12 protein-coding genes and 1 other RNA gene are annotated in these 13,642 nt (G+C 61.5%); all 13 read left to right on the top strand.

Annotation, left to right across the window (positions count from 1 at the left end):
- The first annotated feature begins 125 nt into the window (after nt 1-125).
- The 13 genes from LJE98_RS18995 to murD all read left to right on the top strand — a co-directional run bounded on the left by LJE98_RS18995 (nt 126) and on the right by murD (nt 13,641).
- Nucleotides 126-863 (top strand): J domain-containing protein, encoded by a 738-nt coding sequence (locus tag LJE98_RS18995; protein ID WP_229576834.1) that lies wholly within the window; start codon nt 126-128, stop codon nt 861-863.
- Complete coding sequence (locus tag LJE98_RS18990) at nt 860-1,621, top strand: N-acetylmuramoyl-L-alanine amidase (protein WP_229576833.1); 762 nt, start codon at nt 860-862, stop codon at nt 1,619-1,621. The genes LJE98_RS18995 and LJE98_RS18990 overlap by 4 nt, the downstream gene beginning before the upstream one ends.
- A 257-nt stretch (nt 1,622-1,878) precedes the next feature.
- A complete protein-coding gene (locus LJE98_RS18985; RefSeq protein ID WP_229576832.1) occupies nt 1,879-2,403 on the top strand; it encodes a lytic transglycosylase domain-containing protein in 525 nt (174 codons plus the stop codon).
- An 81-nt stretch (nt 2,404-2,484) separates the two neighbouring features.
- Entirely contained in the window at nt 2,485-3,675 is a 1,191-nt protein-coding gene (locus LJE98_RS18980) for an FAD-dependent oxidoreductase (RefSeq protein ID WP_229576831.1), read from the top strand.
- A 79-nt stretch (nt 3,676-3,754) separates the two neighbouring features.
- Nucleotides 3,755-4,153, top strand: an RNA gene (rnpB, locus tag LJE98_RS18975) — RNase P RNA component class A.
- A gap of 383 nt (nt 4,154-4,536) precedes the next feature.
- Nucleotides 4,537-4,974, top strand: a complete 438-nt coding sequence (gene mraZ / locus LJE98_RS18970; RefSeq protein ID WP_136542797.1) for a division/cell wall cluster transcriptional repressor MraZ — start codon at nt 4,537-4,539, stop codon at nt 4,972-4,974.
- Nucleotides 4,975-4,991: 17 nt separating this feature from the next.
- Nucleotides 4,992-6,017 carry a 16S rRNA (cytosine(1402)-N(4))-methyltransferase RsmH gene (gene rsmH / locus LJE98_RS18965; RefSeq protein WP_229576830.1) on the top strand — a complete coding sequence of 342 codons (1,026 nt, stop codon included), beginning with the start codon at nt 4,992-4,994 and terminating at the stop codon, nt 6,015-6,017.
- A gap of 3 nt (nt 6,018-6,020) precedes the next feature.
- Nucleotides 6,021-6,407 (top strand): cell division protein FtsL, encoded by a 387-nt coding sequence (gene ftsL / locus LJE98_RS18960; RefSeq protein ID WP_229576829.1) that lies wholly within the window; start codon nt 6,021-6,023, stop codon nt 6,405-6,407.
- Complete coding sequence (locus tag LJE98_RS18955; protein ID WP_229576828.1) at nt 6,407-8,155, top strand: peptidoglycan D,D-transpeptidase FtsI family protein; 1,749 nt, start codon at nt 6,407-6,409, stop codon at nt 8,153-8,155. Before ftsL ends, LJE98_RS18955 begins: the two co-directional genes overlap by 1 nt.
- A 59-nt stretch (nt 8,156-8,214) precedes the next feature.
- Nucleotides 8,215-9,669 carry a UDP-N-acetylmuramoyl-L-alanyl-D-glutamate--2,6-diaminopimelate ligase gene (locus tag LJE98_RS18950; protein ID WP_229576827.1) on the top strand — a complete coding sequence of 485 codons (1,455 nt, stop codon included), beginning with the start codon at nt 8,215-8,217 and terminating at the stop codon, nt 9,667-9,669.
- A complete protein-coding gene (locus LJE98_RS18945) occupies nt 9,666-11,099 on the top strand; it encodes a UDP-N-acetylmuramoylalanyl-D-glutamyl-2,6-diaminopimelate--D-alanyl-D-alanine ligase (protein ID WP_229576826.1) in 1,434 nt (477 codons plus the stop codon). The genes LJE98_RS18950 and LJE98_RS18945 overlap by 4 nt, the downstream gene beginning before the upstream one ends.
- A 24-nt stretch (nt 11,100-11,123) precedes the next feature.
- A complete protein-coding gene (gene mraY / locus LJE98_RS18940; protein ID WP_229576825.1) occupies nt 11,124-12,224 on the top strand; it encodes a phospho-N-acetylmuramoyl-pentapeptide-transferase in 1,101 nt (366 codons plus the stop codon).
- A gap of 7 nt (nt 12,225-12,231) precedes the next feature.
- Nucleotides 12,232-13,641, top strand: a complete 1,410-nt coding sequence (gene murD / locus LJE98_RS18935) for a UDP-N-acetylmuramoyl-L-alanine--D-glutamate ligase (RefSeq protein WP_229576824.1) — start codon at nt 12,232-12,234, stop codon at nt 13,639-13,641.
- Nucleotide 13,642 lies beyond the last annotated feature (1 nt).

The raw sequence follows: 13,642 nt of genomic DNA, 5'->3' as shown, positions 1-13,642 counted from the left end.
TCGAGCTTCGCCAAGGCATGCAAATAGAGGTCTTCAGCGAAATGGATCCAAGATGAAGAAACTTTAATCCTCGGCAGAGGCCCCGCCTTCTTGCTTTTTCTGGTCTTTTTTGGTCAAGCTTGGCCATGATCTTCGATTTCGCCTGCGAACAATTATCGTCATTCTGGGACCGCCTGCTCGGGGCGATCGGTGACGCGGCCGGCAATGTGATCGGCAGCATCGTCGAGGCCGTTCGCACGGCGTTCGAAGGTGATCCCGAAACGCGTCGTCGCGTTTCCTTCTCCGTCGCCATCATCGCGCTCTCTGCCAAGATGGCCAAGGCAGACGGAGTTGTCTCCACTGCCGAGGTCGAGGCCTTCCGCAAGATCTTCGAGTTTCCGCCTGAAGAGGCTCGCAACGTCGCGCGGCTCTACAATCTCGCCCGCCAGGATGTGGCCGGTTTCGAGACCTATGCGAAGAACCTCGCCGGCATGTGCCGGACCTGCGACCAGTTCTGCCCGGTGCTCGAGGATATCATCGACGCGCTGTTTCACATCGCCAAGGCTGATGGCCTCGTGCACGAGAAGGAACTTGCCTTCCTTGCCCGCATTGCGGAGATCTTTGGTCTATCCGACGAGCGGTTCGCCTCGATTACCGAACGGCACATCCACTTAAATGGCGACCCCTATGGCGTTCTCGGCGTGAACCCGTCCGACGATTTCGCGACCATCCGCAAGCGCTACCGGGCGCTCGCCGCCGAACATCATCCCGACCGGCTGCATGCCCGCGGTGTGCCGACGGAGTTTCACGCCGTCGCCAATCACCGCATGGCCAAGTTCAACGAGGCTTATTCCGCAATCGAAAAGGCGCGCCGGGCGGCATGAGTTCGTTCACCGCGGATTTCAAGCGCGCGGAGGTCTGTCCGTCGCCCAATCACGGTGAACGGCTGGGCGTGGATCGGCCCGATATTCTTCTCCTCCACTATACGGGCATGCCGTCGGCCGAAGGCGCTCAAGCCTGGCTGTGCACGCCGGAAAGCCAGGTCTCCAGCCATTACCTCGTGCATGAGGACGGGGGCGTGGTGCAGATGGTTCCCGAGTCGCGTCGGGCCTGGCACGCGGGCAAAAGCGTCTGGGGGGGCGAGACGGATATCAATTCGCGGTCGATCGGCATCGAAATCGTCAATGCAGGACACCCGGCCGGACTTCCTGACTTTCCCGAAAAGCAGATCCAATCCGTCATCGAATTGTGTCGCGAATGCGTCAACCGGCATGAAATAGCCCCCGAACGGGTGCTGGCTCACTCCGATGTGGCTCCCATTCGCAAGCTCGATCCGGGTGAAAATTTCCCCTGGGCGGCGCTCCATGAAGGAGGTGTCGGCCATTGGGTGGAGCCGGCTCCGATCAGCGGCGGTCGCTTCTTCCAGCGTGGCGACCGGGGGCAGCCGATCGAGGCGCTGCAGTCGATGCTTTCGCTCTATGGTTACGGCATTGAGATCTCTGGTGAATTCTGCCTTCAGACGGAAGGCGTGGTTGCCGCATTCCAGCGCCATTTCCGGCAGGCCAAGGTTGACGGTGTCGCCGATAGCTCAACCATCGAGACACTGCATCGGCTGCTGACGAACCTGCCGCGTTTCACCTGATCCAGCGCCTCCGGCACCTTCCGCAAAGCCAATAGGATTAACGAATTCAGTGCCGTTTTGTTGCACTGCCACACGAATTCCTTATTGGGCGGCTCTAAAGGACGGGCTGAACGGCGCCAGCGGTTCTCTTTGAAACCCGGCGCGAACATCAACTTGAGAGAACCGAAACGGGCAGTCCGAACAGGGCTCGCAACGCTGAACTGCGTCCGCTTTGATGCGCGCCGATTCCGGTTCTCGACTGGAGACTGAACCTTCTCATGATACGACGTCTTTTCGCTGCCGCGGCATGCATCGCACTTCTTTTGACTCACACCCAGTCCGCGCTTGCCAATAGCGAGGAGCGAAGCTTCAAAAAGCCCTTGAAGACGATCGACCGCGATGCCGGCTATCCCGCAGCTCCGGCCTTCTCCAAGAGCCCCTACAGCGCCATCATCACCAAGTATGCCAAGACCTATGGCGTCCCTGTCGATCTCGCCCATGCTGTCGTTCGCGTCGAGAGCAACTTCAATCCCAAGGCGCGCGGCAGTGCCGGCGAGGTGGGGCTGATGCAGATCAAGCCGGCGACGGCACGGTCCATGGGGTATCGTGGCAAGACCAAGGGTCTCTATGATCCCGACACCAATATCCGCTACGGCATGAAGTATCTTTCCAAAGCCCATGAGCTCGGTGGCGGAGAAACCTGCGGAACCATCCTGCGTTATAATGCAGGGCACGGTGCCAAGCGCATGAACCCGGTTTCGAAGCGCTATTGCGGCAAGGTCATCGCCTTGATCGGCAACTGAGAAATCTCCACACGGTTGCAAACTGTCTGGACAGCCGGGTTCGTCATGCTATCACCGCACGCAATGTAAGGATGGTGACGCATGGTTCAGCGGTACAAGTCGATTGTCGTTGGTCGGGGCATGATGGGCGCTGCGGCTGCCCGCTATCTTGCCCTGCAGGGGGATGGGGTTGCCGTCATCGGCCCTGATGAGCCGAAGGACTGGGCGAATCATCACGGGGTCTTCTCCAGTCACTATGACGAAGCCCGGATCACCCGGACAATCGATTCCGATCCCATATGGGCCCGGATGGCCAATCGCTCGATCGCACGATATGGCGATATCGCAATCGAAAGCGGGGTCGAGTTCTACGCCGAGGTCGGTTGCCTGATCGTCGGGCCGAGGCGCGGCGGACGTGACCCCTATGTCGGACAGGTCGAGGCCGCCGCACAACAGCTCGGCGTATCGGTCGAGATCTTGTCGGACGCGGCGCTCACGTCGCGGTTCCGCTATTTCGATTTCGGATCCGATTTCGAGGGCGTTTTCGAGCAGGCGAATGCCGGCTATGTCAATCCGCGCAGGCTCGTCGAGGCGCAGAGCATCCTTGCGGAAAAAGCGGGCGCTACGGTGGTTCGGCGTACGGCTGTGTCGGTTCGGGAGGAAGGTGGTCTCGCCATCGTCACCACGGACGACGGCGCTGTCTATACCGCCGAGCGTGTCCTGATTGCGGCCGGCGGTTTTTCGATCAACGAGAACCTTGTTCCGCGCCCTCTCGATCTCAAGGTATACGGCCGAACGGTCGCCTTCTTCGAGATTGCAGACGAGAATCTGGCCGGCTATGCCGGCATGCCGTCGCTCATTCATCAGTCCGACAATCCCACCGATCACATTTATCTTCTGCCGCCGGTGCGCTATCCGGACGGCAAGACCTACCTGAAGATCGGTGGCGACCCCGACGATCTTCAGCTGGACGTCGAGCCGGAGATCCGTGCCTGGTTCCGACGCGGTGGTCGGCTCACCACGCGCGATCACCTGCACCGGATCATCACCGGCCTCGTGCCGACCTTGTCAGACGCCCCGATCTCCATGGCCGCCTGCGTGACCTCGTTCACGCCGAACAACTATCCGGCGATCGGCTTTGCCAGCGAGCGAATCGCGGTTCTGACCGGTGGCTGCGGCGCGGCCGCGAAGAGTTCGGACGAGATCGGGCGCCTCGGCGCCGAACTCATGCAGCATGGCCGGATTGTCGACGATGTCTATGGCGACATCTTCCGGCCGGTCTTCAGGGACTGATTCACCAAAAGCGTCCAAGTGGTCCCCCGTGCTCGCTTTTCGGTGGCAATCGGGCAGAGGGTCGGCTAAGGACCGCTTGCCAGTTGGCCGGGCAGCCGCGCTTTACCAATGCCGAAAGGCGGTAGGGTGAGGAAAGTCCGGGCTCCACGGAAACACGGTGCCGGATAACGTCCGGCGAGGGCGACCTCAGGGAAAGTGCCACAGAAAGCAAACCGCCTCGCATGCGAGGTCAGGGTGAAAGGGTGGGGTAAGAGCCCACCGCGTCGCTGGCAACAGGGACGGCACGGCAAACCCCACCGGGAGCAAGACCGAATAGGGATGACGCGGGCGGCGCGAAAGCATCGCTACAGCCTGTTTCTGGGCCAGTCATCCGGGTGGGTTGCGAGAGGCAGCGCGCAAGCGTTGTCCCAGATGAATGGCTGCCGCGTCCCGGGAAACCGGGGCCTTACAGAACCCGGCTTACAGGCCAACTGGCAAAATTCTCCTTTTTTGCACTTTCGTGCGAAGCGCCTGAAAACACAGGCGGAACGCGGGGCGTGGGCGCCTGTGAAGCCTGCGGTCCTGCCGGCCGAAAAAGCTTCGGAAAACAGCAGTTTCTAACCATTCGTTAAGCTTAACCGCCTATCAATATTTGAATCGTGGAGCTGGCTCATCCCGACCGTTCCCATTGACGCCCATATTGTCCCATGGTATCCCAATTGCATGCCGTTACGGGGATCGTTTCATCCTCGAAGTCCCGTGAATCAGGTGTTCCGTCCCGTTGTTCGGGCGGGCGCTTCGCGGGTTTGGCGGTTGGTGTATCCATGAGTCTCCGAGGGCCGTTTTCAGGTCCCTCGTTCAAGGGGAGGTCGGTTTTCATTGGTGAGCCGCTTCCTGTCCAATGCGACAAACAGGATCGATGCGAAGGGACGGGTTTCCGTCCCTGCGGCCTTTCGTGCCGTGCTGGTGCAGCGCGGAATTCAGGAGCTTTATTGTCTCCAGGATTTCGTCTATCCGGCAATCAACATAGGTGGTCCGGATCTGCTCGAGCGGTACGAGCGGAAGGTGGCTGCCGAGGATCCCTTCGCGTTGGAGGCAAACGAGATGTCGCTCTTGCTTCATGGTGGCGGCGTCTTCACGCGACTCGATGCCGAGGGACGATTGGCGGTGACGGATTTCATCCGGGATTTCACGGGGATTTCCTCGGAGGTCTGTTTCGTCGGTCGTTCGGATCATTTTCAGGTGTGGCAACCGCAGGCGTTTCACGAGGCGCAGGCGAGAGCCAGAGAGGTGGTCAGGCAACGAGGTCTGCGCACCTAGAAGGACGGGGAAACGGAATGGCGGCGACACTTGGCGAAGGTATTCCTGAAGCCGATGGCGGACCGGCTCGCCACATTCCGGTTCTTCTCTCGGAAGTCCTGAGGGCTCTCGAGGCCGAGGCTGGAAAGGTCATCCTCGATGGTACCTTTGGCGCCGGTGGCTATACCTCGGCGATCCTTTCCGAGGGTGCGCACGTGATCGCGCTGGATCGGGATCCGAACGCCATTTCCGGCGGGCAGGCCCTCGTGGAAGCCAGCGGTGGCCGACTCACGCTGCATCACACGGAATTCTCCAATCTTGCCGATTTCGCGCCGAAAGGTGGTCTCGATGGCGTCGTGCTCGACATCGGCGTATCCTCGATGCAGATCGATGAGGCGGAGCGCGGCTTTTCTTTCCAGAGGAACGGGCCGCTTGACATGCGCATGGCGGTTTCCGGCGTTTCTGCTGCTGATGTGGTCAATCGTGCAAAGGTGTCCGATCTCATTCGCATCTTCGGCTTTCTCGGCGAAGAGAAGCATTCCGGCCGAATCGCACGGGCAATCGAAAAGCGACGGGCAATCGAGCCGTTCCAGACGACACGCGATCTCGCCAACCTCATCGAGACGGTCAATCCGCGCAAGGCCAAGGACAAGATCCATCCCGCGACACGCGTCTTCCAGGCGCTGCGCATCTATGTGAATGACGAGCTCGGCGAGCTTGCCCAGGCGCTCTTCGCTGCCGAGCGGGCGCTGAAGCCGGGCGGACGCCTCGTTGTCGTGACCTTCCATTCGCTGGAGGATCGCATCGTCAAGAAATTCTTCTCCGAGCGTTCCGGTAAGGCGTCAGGTTCGCGCCATCTTCCGATGGTCGAAGCGCGGCCGGCAACCTTTGATCCGGTCGGCAAGGGCATGGTCGCAGCCACGGAGGAAGAGGCCGAGATCAATCCGCGCGCTCGTTCCGCAAAGCTGCGTGCCGGTATCCGAAGCTCGGCGCCCGCCGAGCGCGCCGACATGTCGATCTTCGATCTGCCTGACCTTGCCACTCTCGAAAAGATCGGAGGCTGACCCATGCTGAGACCCTTCGATTTCCTGATGGTCGGCGCCATGCTGGCGGCCGCCACGGTGACCTACCAGATCAAGCACGACACGGATAACAAGGCGGCAGAGGTGCGGCGCCTCGAAGCCGAGATCAAGCTGGAAAACGACACGATCGAACTGCTGAAGGCCGACGAGGCGTTGCTGACCCAGCCAAACCGGCTCGAGCGTCTGGTGCAGACCTATGCCGCCGAGCTGCAGCTCGTTCCGACCGAGCCCACACAGCTCGCACGGCCGATGGAATTGCCGATGCCGAAGGACCAACTTCCCGTTCCGGAGGGCGAAGAGGGTGCGGTAAGTGCCAGCGCGCCCTCCGACCCCATCAAGGATCTCATCACGACAGGATCGGTGGACCGCTGATGACCTTTCTCTCGCGAATCATGCTGTTGAAGAGCCAGGCGCATTTCTCGACGGATGTGCAGCGTGGCGGAGCGGTGGTGAACAGTGCATCCTTCAAGGGTGCCGGCAAGCGCAAGTCTGAAATGGCGAAAACCCGCGTTGGGCTCATGTTCGCAACCTTCTGCGTCGCTTATGCCGTCATCGGCGGACGTTTGATCCAGTATGGTCATGCGCAGCCTGAGACGGTTTCCAGTATTTTCCCGGCGGACCGTCTGATGGCGTCGCGTCCTGATATTCTCGATCGCAATGGCGAACTTCTCGCCACCGATATTCGGACGGTTTCGCTGTTTGCAGAGCCGCACAAGATCGTGGACACGGACGAAGCCGTCGAGCGTCTCTCGACCGTCCTCGACGATCTCGATGCCAAGGACACCTATCGCAAGCTGTCGTCCAATTCGCGCTTCCAGTGGCTGCGCCGCCAGTTGACGCCGAAGCAGCAGAGCCAGATCCTGGCGCTGGGCATTCCCGGCATCGGTTTCCGTCCCGAAAAGCGTCGCTTCTATCCGGGCGGCCCCACCGCCTCGCATATCGTCGGTTTCGTCAATATCGACAATCGCGGCATGGCCGGGATGGAGCGCTACATCGACAATCAGGGCATGGCGGACCTGCGTGCGCTCGGCATGACCAGTGACGCGCCGCTTGAGCCCGTGCGCCTGTCGATCGACATTCGTGTTCAGAACATCCTTCGCGACACGCTTGTTCAAAGTGTCCAGAAATATGGAGCGATCGGTGCCGGCGCCGTCGTTCTCGACGTGCATACGGGAGAAGTGATCGCCATGGCTTCCGTGCCGGACTTCGATCCGAACAAACCCACGGAAGGGGCCCAGGAGGGCTGGCTGAACCGGATGTCCAACGGGACATTCGAAATGGGCTCGACTTTCAAGGCCTTCACGACCGCCATGGCTCTCGATTCCGGAAAGGTCAGGCTCAGCGACAGTTTCGATGCGCGCTATCCAATCCGCATTGGCGGTTTCACGATCAAGGATTTCCACGGCAAGCACCGGATCCTCACAGTGCCTGAGATATTCCAGTATTCGTCCAACATCGGCACGGCGCGAATGGCAGAAGCGGTCGGGATTACCGGGCATCAGGAATTCCTGACACGCATGGGCTTGCTGTCCAAGATCGAGACCGAGCTTCCAGAAGTTGCCACGCCAACGCAGCCGCGCGTTTGGAAGCAGATCAATTCGGTGACCATTTCGTTCGGCCATGGCGTGTCGACAACGCCCTTGCAGACGGCTGTTGCGGTGTCGGCGCTGGTCAACGGCGGACGGCTGATCCCGCCAACCTTCCTGCCGCGCACGAAGGAGGAGGCGGACGCGCTCGCGCAGGTCGTCATCAAGGAAAAGACCAGTGAAGACATGCGCTTCCTGTTTGAATGGAACGGCACCAAAGGATCCGGGCGACGCGCGCGCGTCGACGGTTTCGATGTCGGCGGCAAGACCGGAACGGCAGAAAAAGTCGTCAATGGCCGCTATTCGGACGACAAGAACTTTAACGCCTTCATTGCCGCGTTTCCGATTTCCAATCCGCAATATGCGGTGCTGACCTTCATAGACGAGCCGCAGTCGGGCGATGACAATGGCGGGCCGACGGCCGGTTATACGGCTGCACCGATGATGAAGGAGATCATCCGCAGAAGCGCCGCAATTCTTGGTGTAGAACCCACATTCGGGGAAGACGGCTCGGCATTGCTCGTCTCTTATTGATCAGATCGACGACAGGAGGGGCGATTCGCGGAACTTGCCCCCGGAAGGATGGACTGCAAATGCTTTTGGGCGCACTGGCTGGCGAGGATTTTGGGGATCAGGTGGCAGCCGGCGGCGCTCTCTCCGTCGAGGTTCGGGGCCTCTCTGCCGATAGCCGCAAGGTCGCACCGGGCACGGTTTTCTTCGCTCTCTCCGGGAGCAAGGCCGATGGTTCCGCCTTTGTTGCCCAGGCGATCGACAAGGGCGCTGTTGCCATCATTGCCTCGCATCCTGTCGATGCGTCTGTCCCCGTCGTGACTGTCGACAATCCGCGCCGCTTCCTGGCGCTGGCTGCAGCCCGTTTTGTCGGACATCAACCGAAGACCATGGTCGCTGTCACAGGCACCGCCGGCAAGACGTCTGTCGCTTCCTTCACACGCCAGATCTGGGCCGAAGCCGGCCATGCCGCTGCACAGATCGGCACCACCGGCGTCATTTCTCCCACACGCAACGACTATGGTTCTCTGACCACGCCCGATCCGCTGGCGCTGCACACGCTGCTCGGTGAGCTTGCCGACGAGGGTGTGACGCATGCCGCGATGGAGGCCTCCAGCCACGGCCTCGACCAGAGCCGCCTGGATGGTGTGGTCCTGTCGGCCGCCGGCTTTACCAATCTCGGCCGTGACCACATGGACTACCATCCGACCATGGAAGACTACATGGCCGCCAAGATGCGTCTGTTCGACACGCTGCTGCCGAAGGGTGCGCCGGCCGTGATCTTTGCCGATGACGCCTGGTCCGACGAGGCCATCCGTGTGGCGAAGGCCTCCGGTCACGATGTGCGCACGGTCGGGCGCCGCGGGGCGTTCCTGAGCCTCAAGCGCGTCGAGCATTTCCGCCACAAGCAGGTGGCCGAGGTCCATCACGGCGGCGAGATCTTCGAAGTTCACATCCCGCTGGCCGGTGATTTCCAGATCGCCAATGCGCTGGTGTCGGCCGGCCTCGCCATTTCGACCGGCGTCGCACCTGCCGTCGCGCTCAAGGCGCTGGAGCATCTGAAGGGGGCCTCAGGGCGCCTGGAACTGGTTGGCCAGACCAAGGCTGGCGCGCTCGCCTATGTCGATTATGCTCACAAGCCGGAAGCGCTGGAGAACGTGCTGACCTCAGTCCGTCCCTTCACCACGGGCCGTGTCATCGTCGTCTTCGGCTGTGGCGGCGACCGCGACAAGGGCAAGCGACCGATCATGGGTGAGATTGCCTCGCGCCTGGCCGATATCGCCATCGTCACCGACGACAATCCGCGCTCGGAAGTGCCGGCTGCGATCCGTTCGGAAATCATGGCGGCGACGCCTGATGGCATTGAGATCGGGGACCGGGCGCAGGCCATCCGCGCCGGTGTCGCCATGATGTCGGCCGGGGATACGCTCATCGTGGCCGGCAAGGGACATGAGGAAGGGCAGACGGTTGGATCCCAGACCTTGCCGTTCTCAGACCATCACGAAGTCCGCAAAGCCTTGGAGGAGTTCGACCGTTGACCCTGCTCTGGACCGCGCGTGAAATGGTTGTCGCCATGGGTGGCAGGCCTTTCGGAAATCTGCCGGAAGGCATTACCGGCATTTCGATCGACAGCCGGACGATCACGTCTGGCGAAGCGTTCTTCGCCATCAAGGGCGACCGCGTCGATGGCCATGACTATGCCAGCATCGCGATTGCCAACGGCGCCTCGCTGCTCGTCGTCAGCGAAGCCAAACTGCCGGCTCTCGGGCGGTTGACGATCCCGATGATCGTCGTTGAGGATGTGCTGGTCGGCCTGCAGAAACTCGGCATGGCAGCACGCGATCGCACGCCTGCGACCGTGATTGCGGTCACCGGGTCCGTCGGCAAGACGACGACAAAGGAAATGCTGCGTTTGACGCTCGAGCCTTCGGGCAAGGTGCATGCCTCGGTCGCCTCGTTCAACAACCATTGGGGCGTGCCGCTGACGCTGGCCCGAATGCCGATCGACACGCGCTACGGCGTTTTCGAACTGGGCATGAACCACCCCGGTGAGATCGGTCCGCTGTCGCGCATGGTGCGGCCTGATGTGGCCATCATCACGACGGTTGCGCCGGCGCATCTCGGAAATTTCTCAAGCGTCGACGAGATCGCCGATGCCAAGGCCGAGATATTCGAGGGCGTCGTCAATGGCGGGGATGCGATCCTCAACCGGGACAATCCCTATTACGAGCGCCTCGAACAGGCGGCACTCGCCCGTGGCATCGAGAACATCCACAGCTTCGGACAGCATGCAAAGGCTGAGTTCCGCCTCGCTGAATTCGATGGTGCGGCCGAGGTTTCGACCGTCTGGGTCTCATTCGGTGGCGAAACGCGCGAAGTGATGATCGGTGCGCCCGGCCGGCATCTCGCCGAGAACGCAATGGCGGTTCTCGCGGCCGTGTCGCTTGTCGGCGCCGACGTCGATGCGGCGATCGAGGCGCTTGCCAACCTTACGGCAGTCAAGGGACGTGGTGCGCGCCACAAACTCATGATGCCTGAAGGCGTGCTGACACTCATCGACGACAGCTACAATGCGAACCCGGCCTCCATGCGGGCGGCGATCTCTGTGCTTGCATCGGCCCAGCCGACAGGCGAGGGGCGGCGCGTTGCGGTCCTCGGCGACATGCTGGAGATGGGCGAATTCGCCCCCAGCGTTCATGCCGAACTTGCCGGGCCCTTGCTCGCTGCCGGCATCGAACACGTCTGGCTCGCCGGACCGGAAATGGCGGCGCTGCGAGACGCGCTGCCGGAAACGGTCCATGTCGTCTATCTCGAGACCACGGAGGAGCTCGCGAATTTCGTCACCGCAGAGGTCCGCGCCGGCGATGTCGTGATGGTCAAGTCTTCTCTCGGCATCGGTTTCGGCAAGATCGTTTCGGCTCTGCTTGACAAGCATCCGGCATTCCCCGACACGGAGCGCCAATTTTAATCCAGGCTTTGGGAAAGGTCTCCAATGCTGATTTGGCTTGTGGAACTGTCGGACAACCTGCAGTTTTTCAATCTCTTCCGTTACATCACCTTCCGGACGGGGGCGGCTCTCTTCACCTCGGCGCTGGTGGTCTTCCTCTTCGGTCCGGCGATGATCGCATCGCTGCGGGTGCGTCAGGGCAAGGGGCAACCGATCCGGGCTGACGGACCGCAGACCCATTTCAAGAAGGCGGGAACGCCGACCATGGGCGGTCTGATGATCCTGGCCGGTATCGTCGTGTCATCGCTGCTGTGGGCGGATTTGTCCAACGTCTATGTCGTGGCGACATTGCTGGTCACCCTCGGCTTCGGCGCGATCGGTTTTTACGACGACTATCTGAAGGTGACGAAGCAGACGGAGAAGGGCTTCTCCGGCAAGGCGCGCCTGGGCATCGAATTCCTGATCGCGGGCATTGCTGTCTATTTCATGATGTCGACGGCGTTGAGCTCCGGGCCGCAAGGCTCGACTTTCGGCACCTCGATCGCCTTTCCCTTCTTCAAGGACTTCCTGATCGATCTCGGGATCTTCTTCGTGCTGTTCGGCGGCTTTGTCATCGTGGGGGCCGGCAATGCCGTCAACCTGACGGACGGTCTGGACGGGCTCGCCATCGTGCCAGTGATGATCGCCGCGGCCTCCTTCGGCGTGATCGCCTATCTCGCCGGCAATGCGGTGTTCTCCAACTATCTGCAGATCAATTTCACGCCGGGCACGGGCGAGCTCGCCGTGGTGCTGGGCGCCGTGATCGGGGCCGGCCTCGGCTTCCTCTGGTTCAACGCGCCGCCGGCTGCAATCTTCATGGGCGACACCGGGTCGCTGGCGCTTGGTGGCCTGATCGGCTCCGTCGCCGTCGCCACCAAGCACGAGATCGTCATGGCGATCATCGGCGGTCTTTTCGTCATGGAGACGCTGTCGGTCATCATCCAGGTCGGCTATTTCAAGATGACCGGCAAGCGCGTCTTCCTGATGGCGCCAATCCATCACCATTTCGAAAAGCTGGGCTGGACGGAAAGCCAGGTCGTCATCCGATTCTGGATCATTGCCGTTGGGCTTGCCATGCTCGGTCTTTCGACCCTGAAGTTGCGGTGAGGCGGCGATGATCGCGGCCACCACCTTCAAGGGGAAGACCGTTGCGCTGTTCGGGCTCGGCGGATCCGGCCTCGCCACGGCCAAGGCGCTTCAGGCTGGCGGCGCAACTATGATTGCCTGGGACGACAATCCCGACAGCGTCGCGCGGGCGCAGGCCGATGGCGTGCCGACCAGGGACCTGCGGGAGATCGAGTGGTCGTCGGTCGCATCCTTCGTGCTCTCACCCGGCGTGCCGCTCACCCATCCGAAGCCGCACTGGACGGTTGGCTTTGCCCGCAATGCCGGTGTCGAGATCATCGGCGATGTCGAGATCTTCGTGCGGGAGCGGAGAGCCCATGCGCCGGATTGCCCGTTCATCGCGATCACCGGGACAAACGGCAAATCGACCACCACAGCCCTGATTGCCCATATGCTCGAAGCAAGTGGTCGCGATACGCAGCTCGGTGGCAATATCGGCCGGGCCGTTCTGACGCTCGATCCGCCCAGGGACGTGCGGTTCTATGTGGTTGAATGCTCGTCCTACCAGATCGATCTTGCACCGACGCTCAATCCGACCGCCGGCATCCTGCTCAACCTGACGCCCGACCATCTCGACCGCCACGGCACCATGCAGCACTATGCCGATGTGAAGGAGCGTCTCGTCGCTGGTGCCAGGACCGCGATCGTCGGCACCGATGACAGCCATTGCGAACTGATCGGCGATCGTGTCGAGCGCGCCGGTACCAGGGTCACCCGGATCTCGAAGCGGCAGCCGCTCGCCGACGGGCTCTATGCAGAGGGCTCGCGCGTCATGCGGGCAGAGCAGGGAGCGACTTCGCTCGTGGTCGATCTCGACGGCATCCAGACGCTGCGCGGCAGCCACAACGCGCAGAATGCCTGTGCGGCGATTGCGGCCTGCCTCGCGGTTGGTCTGTCCGAGGACGAGATCCGCAAGGGGCTCCAGAGCTTCCCCGGGCTCAAACATCGCATGCAGCCGGTCGGTCAACGGCGCCAGGTCGTCTTTGTCAATGACAGCAAGGCGACCAATGCGGAGGCAGCAGCGCCTGCGCTTTCCAGCTATGAGCGGATCTACTGGATTGCCGGTGGTCTGCCCAAGGAAGGCGGCATCGCAAGCCTCGCACCACTTTTTCCGCGCATCGTAAAGGCCTATCTGATCGGCGAGGCTGCTTCTGCCTTTGCCGCGCAGCTCGGCGACCGTGTGCCTTATGAGATTTCGGATCGCCTCGAGCGTGCGGTGGCGCATGCCGCAGACGATGCCGATCGGGATGGCGAAACTTCAGCGGTGATGCTCTCACCGGCTTGCGCAAGCTTCGACCAGTACAAGAATTTCGAAGTCCGCGGTGATGCATTCGTGGCTGAAGTCGCGAACCTGGATGGAATGACGATGCTGATCGACCTGCCGACAGGAGGTAAATGAG

The sequence above is a fragment of the Rhizobium sp. 'Codium 1' genome (assembly GCF_020889605.1).
GTDB lineage: Bacteria > Pseudomonadota > Alphaproteobacteria > Rhizobiales > Rhizobiaceae > Allorhizobium > Allorhizobium algae.
The sequence above is the reverse complement of the archived record's forward strand: the minus strand, read 5'-3'. Positions and strand labels throughout refer to the sequence as shown.

Coding starts and splice junctions, on each gene's coding strand:
- LJE98_RS18995 (WP_229576834.1), top strand. CDS start 126: ATGATCTTCGATTTCGCCTGCGAACAATTATCGTCATTCTGGGACCGC.
- LJE98_RS18990 (WP_229576833.1), top strand. CDS start 860: ATGAGTTCGTTCACCGCGGATTTCAAGCGCGCGGAGGTCTGTCCGTCG.
- LJE98_RS18985 (WP_229576832.1), top strand. CDS start 1,879: ATGATACGACGTCTTTTCGCTGCCGCGGCATGCATCGCACTTCTTTTG.
- LJE98_RS18980 (WP_229576831.1), top strand. CDS start 2,485: ATGGTTCAGCGGTACAAGTCGATTGTCGTTGGTCGGGGCATGATGGGC.
- rsmH (WP_229576830.1), top strand. CDS start 4,992: ATGGCGGCGACACTTGGCGAAGGTATTCCTGAAGCCGATGGCGGACCG.
- ftsL (WP_229576829.1), top strand. CDS start 6,021: ATGCTGAGACCCTTCGATTTCCTGATGGTCGGCGCCATGCTGGCGGCC.
- LJE98_RS18955 (WP_229576828.1), top strand. CDS start 6,407: ATGACCTTTCTCTCGCGAATCATGCTGTTGAAGAGCCAGGCGCATTTC.
- LJE98_RS18950 (WP_229576827.1), top strand. CDS start 8,215: ATGCTTTTGGGCGCACTGGCTGGCGAGGATTTTGGGGATCAGGTGGCA.
- mraY (WP_229576825.1), top strand. CDS start 11,124: ATGCTGATTTGGCTTGTGGAACTGTCGGACAACCTGCAGTTTTTCAAT.
- murD (WP_229576824.1), top strand. CDS start 12,232: ATGATCGCGGCCACCACCTTCAAGGGGAAGACCGTTGCGCTGTTCGGG.